We start from the raw sequence: 8,814 nt of genomic DNA, 5'->3' as shown, positions 1-8,814 counted from the left end.
GGGCTGGGGGTGGCGGTGGTGCCCTCGATGGTGCTGGACGGGCGACCGGGCCTGTCGGGCACGCCGCTCGCGCCGCCGGGCCTCAGCCGGACGATCGCGCTGTCCCACCGCAAGGACGTCGAGCTGACCACGGCCGCGCAGGCGTTCAGGGAAACATTGCTGTCATTCGTCGTAGAGGCCGGACATGAGGGCACGCTTCCACAAGGGGTAGAGCTCATCGCAGAATGAGCAAATGGTGGCCCAACTGCCCGAAGAGGTCATGTGACGGCGAATCTCTCGGAAACACTCACGCTGCTCCTCATCGAGGATGACGACGGCGACGCCTTTCTCGTCGAGGAGTTGCTCAAGGAGGCCGAGTCGCCACCGAGGATCCTCCGGGCGCGGAGCCTGCAGGAGGCCAAGGCGAAGCTGACCTCCAAGATCCAGTGCGTGCTCGTCGACCTGTCGCTGCCCGACGCCAACCGGCTGGAGGCGCTGGAGGAGGTGCTGGCGCTGGCCCCGCACGCGGCCGTGCTGGTCCTCACGGGGCTCAGGAACGTACACGTGGGCGTAGCCGCCGTGCAGGCCGGGGCGCAGGACTACCTGATCAAGGGGGACGTCGACGCGCGGCTGCTGGCCAGGGCCATCAGGTACGCGAGAGAGCGCAAACGCGCCGACCTGGCCCAGCTCAGGCTCGTCGAGGCGGAGCTGACCGCCAAGGAGAACGCCAGGCTGGAGAGCGCCCTGCTGCCCGGCGCCCTGCTGCACACCGACGCGATCGAGCACCTGACCCGATACCTGCCCGGCAGCGGCGGGACGCTGGCCGGCGACTTCTACGACACGGTGCAGACGCCGGACGGCGCCGTGCACGTCGTGGTCGGCGACGTGTGCGGGCACGGCCCCGACGAGGCCGCGCTCGGCGTGGCGCTGCGCATCGCCTGGCGCACGCTGGTGCTGGCCGGCCAGACGGGCGACACGCTGCTGCGTACGCTCGACACCCTGCTGCGGGCCGAACGCAACGCCCCCGAGATCTTCACCACGCTCTGCATGGCCACGATCACGCCTGACCTGAGCGTCGCCAGGATGCGCGTGGTCGGCCACCCGCCGCCGGTGCTGGTCCGCGACGGCGAGGTCGAGGCGCTCCAGGGCACCCCGTCGGGCCCGCCGCTGGGCATCTTCACCGACGCGGAGTGGTCGGTGATCGACGTGCCGCTCGGCGAGGAGTGGTCGATCATGCTCTACACCGACGGCCTGATCGAGGCGGTCGTCGGCGAACGCGATGAACTGCTCGGCGTGGACGGCCTGGTCGACCTCGTACGCGAGCACGGCTGCATCGACCTCGACCGGCTCATCACCCACGCGGGCACGGTGAGCGACGACCTGGCCATGGTCCTGGTACGCAGGAGGAGAGATTGAGCATCCATCCGCTGCCACCCCCCAAGGAGCCCACCGGGCTCGGCAGACTGCCCGTCGCGCGCTGGTTCATGTTCACCGGAGCCGTGGCCGGGGTCGCGTTCGTGACCGGGGTGGTGGTCACCATGGTGATGAGCGCGCAGGCCCGCGCCCTGACCCCGGGGACCGAGGTCGCCGCGCAGCTCGAACGGCTCAACGTGGCGTTGATCGCGATGTTCGCGGTGCTGCTGGCCTGCGGTGTGGGGCTGGGGATCATCGTCAGGTACGCCGTGCTCAAGCCCGTCGACCAGCTCACCGAGCAGGTGCGCGCGGTCGCCGCCGGCGACTTCGACCACGCCATCCACGTCGACAGACCGGCGGAGCTGGCCGAGCTGTCCAGTCACATCGACTCCATGCGCGACCGCATCGTGTCGGCCTGGCGCGTCGCCACCGACCAGACCGAGGAGCTGCGCAGGTCGAACGGCGAGCTGGAGCAGTTCGCGTACGTGGCCAGCCACGACCTGCAGGAGCCGCTGCGCAAGGTCGCCAGCTTCACCCAGATGCTGGAGCAGCGCTACAGCCCGCAACTCGACGAACGGGCCAAGCAGTACATCCACTACGCGGTCGACGGCGCCAAGCGCATGCAGATGCTGATCAACGACCTGCTCGACTTCTCCAGGGTCGGCCGCGTCACCGGCGAGAAGTCCGTGGTCGACGCCGGCGAGGCACTGAACATCGCGCTGGAGAACCTGTCTGCCACGATCGAGGACACCGGCACCACGGTCACCAGGGACGACCTGCCCAAGGTCAAGGGCAACCGGCTGCAGCTCACCCAGCTGTTCCAGAACCTGATCGAGAACGCCGTGAAATTCCGCTCCGAGGAGCCGCCGCGCATCCACATCGGCGCCCGCAGGTCCGGCGGCACGTGGGAGTTCAGCTGCGCGGACAACGGCATCGGCGTCGACTCCAAGTACGCCGACCGGATCTTCCTGATATTCCAGCGTCTCCACCCCCGCGACGTGTATCCAGGAACTGGTATCGGCCTGGCTCTGTGCCGCAAGATCGTCGAGTATCACGGCGGACAGCTGTGGCTCGACCGGGACACGCAGGGTGGTGTCGACGGGCGGGGCGCGACGTTCCGCTGGACGCTACCCGCCGCTGGAGATGACGATGAGTGACTGGCGCCCCATCGAGGTGCTCCTGGTCGAGGACGACCAGGGGGACATCCTGCTCACGAAGGAGGCTTTCGACTACAACAAGGTGCGTAACCGGCTCCACGTCGTCAACGACGGGGAGCAGGCGATGGCGTACCTGCGTAAGGAGGACGGCTTCGCCGAGGCGCCGCGGCCTGACCTCATCCTGCTGGACCTCAATCTGCCCAGGATGAGCGGCATGGAGGTGTTGCGTGAGGTCAAGGCCGACTCTGCGTTGCGGACGATCCCGGTGGTGATCCTGACGACATCTGAGGCGGAGGAGGACATCTTGCACAGCTACCGGCTGCACGCCAACGCTTATGTGTCGAAACCGGTAGATTTTGAGCAATTTATCCGGGTTGTCCGGCAAATAGATGATTTTTTCGTGACCGTGGTTAAGTTGCCCGCACATGGGCAGCGCCCATGGCAGGCCCATGACGGGCCTACGTGACAGGAATCACAGCGAGTCATCGAAAAAGTGAGTGATCCCTCTCACAAATCTCGATGCCGTCGTCGTAACGTATCCCCCACCAATGCGCGCCCGAGCGGCGACGCCGTACGCGCGCCAAAACGAACGAACCCGGACCCCCTGCGAGCAGGGTCCGCGGGAGGTGGAGAGGTCCGCGATGACCCAGACGACGCCAGAAGCTCCGGTCAGAAGGCAGCGTGCGCAGGTCAAGGTGCGCACACTGCGGACAGACAGGTGGTGGCTGGTCCCGCTAGTGACGTTCCTCGGGCTCAGCTCCTTCCTCGTCTACGGGGTATGGGCGATCATCGACAACAGCATTTTCATCGAGCCGTACATCGCCCCGTTCGCGTCGCCGTGCCTGGCCGAGCTGACGTGTCCCGAGGGCGCGCAGCTGTTCGGCTGGACGCCGATCGGCGACTGGTACACCCTGTCGCCGGGGCTGCTGATCCTCGCCCTGCCGGGCGGGTTCCGGCTCACCTGCTACTACTACCGGAAGTCGTACTACCGGTCGTTCTGGCTCTCTCCGCCCGCGTGCGCCGTGCAGGAGCCGCACGGCAAGTACACCGGTGAGCGGCGCTTCCCGCTGATCATCCAGAACGTCCACAGGTACTTCTTCTACGCGGCCATCGTGATCGGCCTCATCCTGGCCTATGACGCCGTCCTGGCGCTCATCCACAAGCCGCTCGGCCTGGGCACCTGGATCCTGCTGGTCAACGCCGTGCTGATCAACGCCTACACGCTGTCGTGCCACTCGTGCAGGCACATCACCGCGGGCCGGCTCAACCACTTCTCCCGTCACCCTGTCCGGTATCGGGCCTGGACGTTCGTGTCCAAGCTCAACGCCAGGCACCAACCCCTCGCGTGGGCTTCGATGTTCTCGGTCATGGGCGCCGACCTGTACGTCCGCCTGGTGGCCAAGGGCATCATCAACTTCCCGTACGCGTAAGGACCAGCTTCAGTGGAAAACTCGCTTAACACAGAGCGTCACGAATACGACGTCGTCGTCATCGGCGCGGGCGGCGCCGGGCTGCGGGCCGCGATCGAGGCCCGCCAGCAGGGCAAGAGAACGGCGATCGTCTGCAAGTCCCTGTTCGGCAAGGCGCACACCGTCATGGCCGAGGGCGGTGCGGCCGCCGCGATGGGCAACGTCAACTCCGACGACAACTGGATGGTGCACTTCCGTGACACCATGCGGGGCGGCAAGTTCCTCAACAACTGGCGGATGGCCGAACTGCACGCCAAGGAGGCGCCCGACCGCGTCTGGGAGCTGGAGGCCTGGGGCGCGCTGTTCGACCGCACCAAGGACGGCAAGATCAGCCAGCGCAACTTCGGCGGCCACGAATATCCCCGCCTGGCGCACGTGGGCGACCGTACAGGACTGGAGCTGATCCGCACGCTCCAGCAGCGTGTCGTCGCGCTCCAGCAGGAGGACTACGAGACGCACGGCGACTACGAGGCCTACATCAAGGTCTTCGCCGAATGTACGATCACCCGCCTGCTCAAGGACGGCGACAGGATCTCCGGCGCGTTCGGCTACTGGCGCGAGTCCGGAAATCTCATCCTCTTCGACGCCCCCGCCGTGGTCCTGGCCACCGGCGGCATCGGCAAGTCGTACGTCGTCACCTCCAACTCCTGGGAGTACACCGGCGACGGCCACGCCCTGGCCCTGCTCGCCGGCGCGAACCTGATCAACATGGAGTTCATCCAGTTCCACCCCACCGGGATGGTCTGGCCGCCGTCCGTGCGCGGCATCCTCGTCACCGAGTCCGTCCGCGGCGACGGCGGCGTGCTGCGCAACTCCGAGGGCAAGCGCTTCATGTTCGACTACGTCCCTGACGTGTTCAAGGACAAGTACGCCACCTCCGAGGAGGAGGGCGACCGCTGGTACACCGACCAGGCCAGCAACCGGCGCCCGCCGGAGCTGCTGCCGCGTGACGAGGTGGCCCGCGCGATCAACGCCGAGGTGAAGGCCGGTCGCGGCTCGCCCCAGGGCGGCGTGTTCCTCGACGTCTCGACCCGGCTCCCGGCGGAGGAGATCAAGCGGCGGCTGCCGTCGATGCACCACCAGTTCAAGGAGCTGGCCGACGTCGACATCACCGCCGAGCCCATGCAGGTGGGCCCGACCTGCCACTACATCATGGGCGGCGTCGAGGTGGACGCCGACAGCGGCGCGGCGGCCGTACCCGGGCTGTTCGCGGCCGGTGAGGTGTCCGGCGGCATGCACGGCTCCAACCGGCTGGGCGGCAACTCGCTGTCCGACCTGCTGGTGTTCGGGCGGCGCGCGGGCGCGGGCGCGGCGTCGTACGTGGACGGGCTCAAGGCCCGGCCCAAGGTGTCGGCCGAGCTCGTCGAAGAGGCCCGCGAGGAGGCGCTGGCGCCCCTGGGACGCAGCGGCGAGAACCCCTACGAGGTCCACCACGAGCTCCAGCGGACCATGAACGAGCTCGTCGGCATCATCCGCAAGGCCGATGAGGTCTCCGAGGCCCTCCAGGTCGTGGAGAAGCTCAAGGGGCGCGTACGGATGGTCGGGGCGGGCGGCACCCGGATCTACAACCCGGGCTGGCACCTGGCGATCGACCTGCGCAACATGGTGCTGGTCTCGGAGTGCGTGGCACGCGCCGCGCTGACGCGCGAGGAGAGCCGCGGCGGGCACACCCGCGACGACTACCCGGGGATGAACCCGCAATGGCGCCGCAAGCTGCTCGTATGCTCGACACAGGACGGCTCCGTGGTCAAGGTCGAGGAGAAGGTCCAGCCCGCCATGCGCGACGACCTGATCACCCTGTTCGACCGCGACGAGCTGAACAAATACCTCACCGACGAAGAAATGGCCGAGTTCGACGGGATAGCGAAGTCATGAGCTACAAGGCAAAGTTCAAGGTCTGGCGCGGCGAGGGCGGCGAAGGCGGGCTCGAGGACTTCACCGTGGAGGTCAACGAGGGCGAGGTCGTCCTCGACATCATCCACAGACTGCAGGCCACCCAGGCGCCCGACCTGGCGGTGCGCTGGAACTGCAAGGCCGGCAAGTGCGGCTCCTGCAGCATGGAGATCAACGGCAAGCCCCGGCTGGGCTGCATGACCCGCATGTCCACCTTCGAGGAGGACGAGACCATCACGGTCACGCCGATGCGGACGTTCCCCGTCATCAAGGACCTCGTGACCGACGTCTCGTACAACTACCAGAAGGCCAGGGAGATCCCGTCGTTCACGCCGCCGGCCGACGTGCGGCCCGGCGAATACCGCATGAAGCAGGTCGACGTCGAGCGCTCGCAGGAGTTCCGCAAGTGCATCGAATGCTTCATGTGTAACAACGTCTGCCACGTGATCCGCGACCACGAGGAGAACAAGACCAACTTCTCCGGTCCCCGCTTCCTCATGCGGATCGCCGAGTTGGACATGCACCCGTACGACGTGGCGGACCGGCAGGAGTCGGCCCAGCAGGAGCACGGGCTCGGCTACTGCAACATCACCAAGTGCTGCACCGAGGTCTGCCCCGAGCACATCAAGATCACCGACAACGCGCTGATCCCGATGAAGGAGCGCGTGGTGGACCGCAAGTACGACCCACTGGTGTGGCTGGGCAACAAGATCTTCAAGCGCGCCAAGTAGGACCGTACGAAAAGGGGGGCCGGATGCCGGCCCCCCTTTCGTGTCGCCTCAACCTCTTGCGGCCTTACTTCTTGCGGCGCCGGCCGCGCTTCTCCTTGGCGGGCTCCGGCTGCTCCTCCGTCACCTGCTGCTGGACGGCGGTCACGTCCTCGTCGGCCGGCAGGTACGGCGGCGGCTCGTACCCCTGCGGCGGGGTCGGCTCGTGTCCCTCGGCCGACATCGGCTCGTGTCCCTGCCGCGGGGGCGGGTCGAACAGGGACGGCCGCTGCTGCCACGGCTCCGAGTCACCGGTCTCCGCGGCCGAGGCCGGGCCGAGCGGCTGCTCGACGCCGCCGTCGTACGGGCTCGCGCCCCCGGGCGGGATGTCAGAAGGCGGCGCCGCCGGCGGGATCACCGGCTCGAACGGATCCCGCTCCCGCGCCTCCTCGCGCGGCTCCGGCGGCTCGCTGTAGGAGTCGAACTCGTCCGGATGCAGCACCACGGGCTCCGGCTGCGGCGCGGGCTCCGGCGCGTACCCCTGGTGCGGGTAAGCCTGGCCGGGGTCCTGGTAGACGGCGCCGTACTGGGTCTGGCCGCTCGGATAGGTCTGCACGGGGACGAAGCTGATGATCGGCGCGTACGCCGTACCGCCGGGATAGGCGGGGGCGGCGAAGCCCGCCGCGGCGTACCCAGGACCCGCCGGATAACCGCCACCGGGCGGAGGCATGTCGGGCCGGCCGCCCATCTGGGGCCCCGCCTTGCGCACGGCGGCGGCGTGGGCCATCCGGCGCAACCGCCCCTCGAAGATCAGCACCGCGAACAACGCCAGCAGCACCAGCACCAGCGCCGGAATGCTGAGCTTCTGCGTCAGCTCCTGCTGGTCGAACTCCGGCGCCGCGTTACGCAGCTCCAGCGGCACCTCCTCGGAGGAGGCCTGCTGCGTCTGGGTCGGTGTCGCGGGCGGCGGCGTCTCGGACGCGACGGCCGGCAGCGAGATGTCCGGCTCCTGCGAGGTCGGCGGAGTGGACGGGGGCACCTCGACGGACTGCGTGGGCAGCGGCTGGATGTTCTGCGTCGGAGTGGCCGCCGCGGACGTCTCCGGGGCCTTGGTGACGGTCTTCGTCGGCTTCGGGGTCGAGGACTTCTTCGTCGGACTCGCGGTGACGGTCTTGGTGATCGTCGTCTCGGGCTGTTCTTCTTCAGGCTCCGGCGTCGGCGTCGTGCCCAGCGTCGTGGTGATCGTGACGGTGGTCTGTGGCGTGGTCTCCTCACACGTCTGGCCCGCTTCACAGCCCTCGATGGGATCGTACGCGCCCACCGACGCGCTCGCGCTCTGCACGATGAAGGGGGTCACCCCGGCGCTGGTCAGTCCCAACGCCAGGACGACAGCGGACACGGCCGTCGCTCGCCTGCGTGCCACCGGTGCCCTCCGCGCAGTCCCGGAACCATGGTCAAGGGAATACTAGTCGGGTAAAAGTAACAGTAAAGCCCGGATTACAACACCATTCTCCGTTTACGGCGTCTTTGTACCGTGCCAATCAGCCACAGGGCTCCCAGCAGCGCCCCAATGCCGCCGGCGGCCCACACCATGCCCTTGGGCCCCTCCAACGAACTGGCCCACGCGACAGGCTGAACGCGCTTCCCCGACACCGGCATCTCCCATGGCAACGGCGCCGTCCCCTCCCCCTCCACGGGTCCGAACGTCACCGCCACCTCCGGCGTCGCCACGCCGCTCTGAACCTCGGTGGGCAGCACCCGCTGAACCCCACTGGGACGCGGCACCGCCTCCGGCCGAACCTGCGCCGACACACTCGGCACGACCTGCGCGGTCGCGTTCGGCACGGCCTGGGCGGACATACTCGGCACCACCTGCCCGGACGGGACGGCCTGGGCGGACGCCCCCGGAAGCGCTTGGGCAGACGCCGTGGGCGCGACCTGCGCGAACGCACTCGGCAGAGCCTGCGCACCCGCCCTGGGCACCTGCGCGGACACACTCGGCGCAACCTGCGCACTCACCCTCGGCACATCCTGCGCGGACACCCTCGGTAGGTCCTGCGCGGGCGCGCTCGGAAAGATCTGTGCGGGCGCGCTCGGGGCGGCCTGCCCCGGCACGCTCGGGGTGGCCTGCCACGGCGTGGCCTGCGGCAGGCGCAAGATGCCCCCACCCGCCCTCGCCCTTTGGCGCTCCACCCC

9 protein-coding genes are annotated in these 8,814 nt (G+C 68.4%); 7 read left to right on the top strand and 2 right to left on the bottom strand.

What is annotated here, in order from left to right; genetic code table 11:
* The 7 genes from ITP53_RS51510 to ITP53_RS51480 all read left to right on the top strand — a co-directional run.
* Window positions 1-228: LysR substrate-binding domain-containing protein (locus ITP53_RS51510; protein WP_236052120.1), on the top strand; the 228-nt coding region annotated here is incomplete at its 5' end.
* Window positions 229-261: 33 nt separating this feature from the next.
* On the top strand, window positions 262-1,395 hold the full coding sequence (locus ITP53_RS51505; RefSeq protein ID WP_195902812.1) for a PP2C family protein-serine/threonine phosphatase: 1,134 nt from the start codon (window positions 262-264) through the stop codon (window positions 1,393-1,395).
* A complete protein-coding gene (locus ITP53_RS51500) occupies window positions 1,392-2,549 on the top strand; it encodes a sensor histidine kinase (RefSeq protein ID WP_207757614.1) in 1,158 nt (385 codons plus the stop codon). Before ITP53_RS51505 ends, ITP53_RS51500 begins: the two co-directional genes overlap by 4 nt.
* A complete protein-coding gene (locus tag ITP53_RS51495) occupies window positions 2,542-3,015 on the top strand; it encodes a response regulator (RefSeq protein WP_195902811.1) in 474 nt (157 codons plus the stop codon). Before ITP53_RS51500 ends, ITP53_RS51495 begins: the two co-directional genes overlap by 8 nt.
* Before the next feature lie 175 nt (window positions 3,016-3,190).
* The gene (locus tag ITP53_RS51490; protein ID WP_195902810.1) at window positions 3,191-3,979 is read left to right on the top strand and encodes a hypothetical protein; all 789 of its coding nucleotides are present in this window, start codon (window positions 3,191-3,193) and stop codon (window positions 3,977-3,979) included.
* A gap of 12 nt (window positions 3,980-3,991) precedes the next feature.
* Window positions 3,992-5,893: a fumarate reductase/succinate dehydrogenase flavoprotein subunit gene (locus ITP53_RS51485; RefSeq protein ID WP_195902809.1), complete on the top strand. Its 1,902-nt coding sequence runs from the start codon at window positions 3,992-3,994 to the stop codon at window positions 5,891-5,893.
* Window positions 5,890-6,642, top strand: coding sequence for a succinate dehydrogenase/fumarate reductase iron-sulfur subunit (locus ITP53_RS51480; RefSeq protein WP_195902808.1), 753 nt, complete (start codon window positions 5,890-5,892; stop codon window positions 6,640-6,642). Before ITP53_RS51485 ends, ITP53_RS51480 begins: the two co-directional genes overlap by 4 nt.
* Before the next feature lie 64 nt (window positions 6,643-6,706).
* Here ITP53_RS51480 and ITP53_RS51475 read toward each other — a convergent pair whose 3' ends face one another.
* Together ITP53_RS51475 and ITP53_RS51470 are read right to left on the bottom strand one after the other, a co-directional pair.
* Window positions 6,707-8,041, bottom strand: coding sequence for a hypothetical protein (locus ITP53_RS51475; RefSeq protein WP_195902807.1), 1,335 nt, complete (start codon window positions 8,039-8,041; stop codon window positions 6,707-6,709).
* A 74-nt stretch (window positions 8,042-8,115) separates the two neighbouring features.
* A partial coding sequence (locus ITP53_RS51470) for a hypothetical protein (RefSeq protein ID WP_207757613.1) occupies window positions 8,116-8,814 on the bottom strand: 699 nt, incomplete at its 5' end.

The organism is Nonomuraea cypriaca (assembly GCF_015645445.1).
GTDB classification, from domain to species: Bacteria; Actinomycetota; Actinomycetes; order Streptosporangiales; family Streptosporangiaceae; genus Nonomuraea; species Nonomuraea cypriaca.
Note: the sequence above shows the minus strand (reverse complement) of the source record. Positions and strands in the feature narration are given on the sequence as shown.

Bases quoted from the DNA above. Each gene is read 5' to 3' on its own strand.
- ITP53_RS51495 (WP_195902811.1), top strand. From the start codon at position 2,542: ATGAGTGACTGGCGCCCCATCGAGGTGCTCCTGGTCGAGGACGACCAG.
- ITP53_RS51480 (WP_195902808.1), top strand. From the start codon at position 5,890: ATGAGCTACAAGGCAAAGTTCAAGGTCTGGCGCGGCGAGGGCGGCGAA.
- ITP53_RS51490 (WP_195902810.1), top strand. From the start codon at position 3,191: ATGACCCAGACGACGCCAGAAGCTCCGGTCAGAAGGCAGCGTGCGCAG.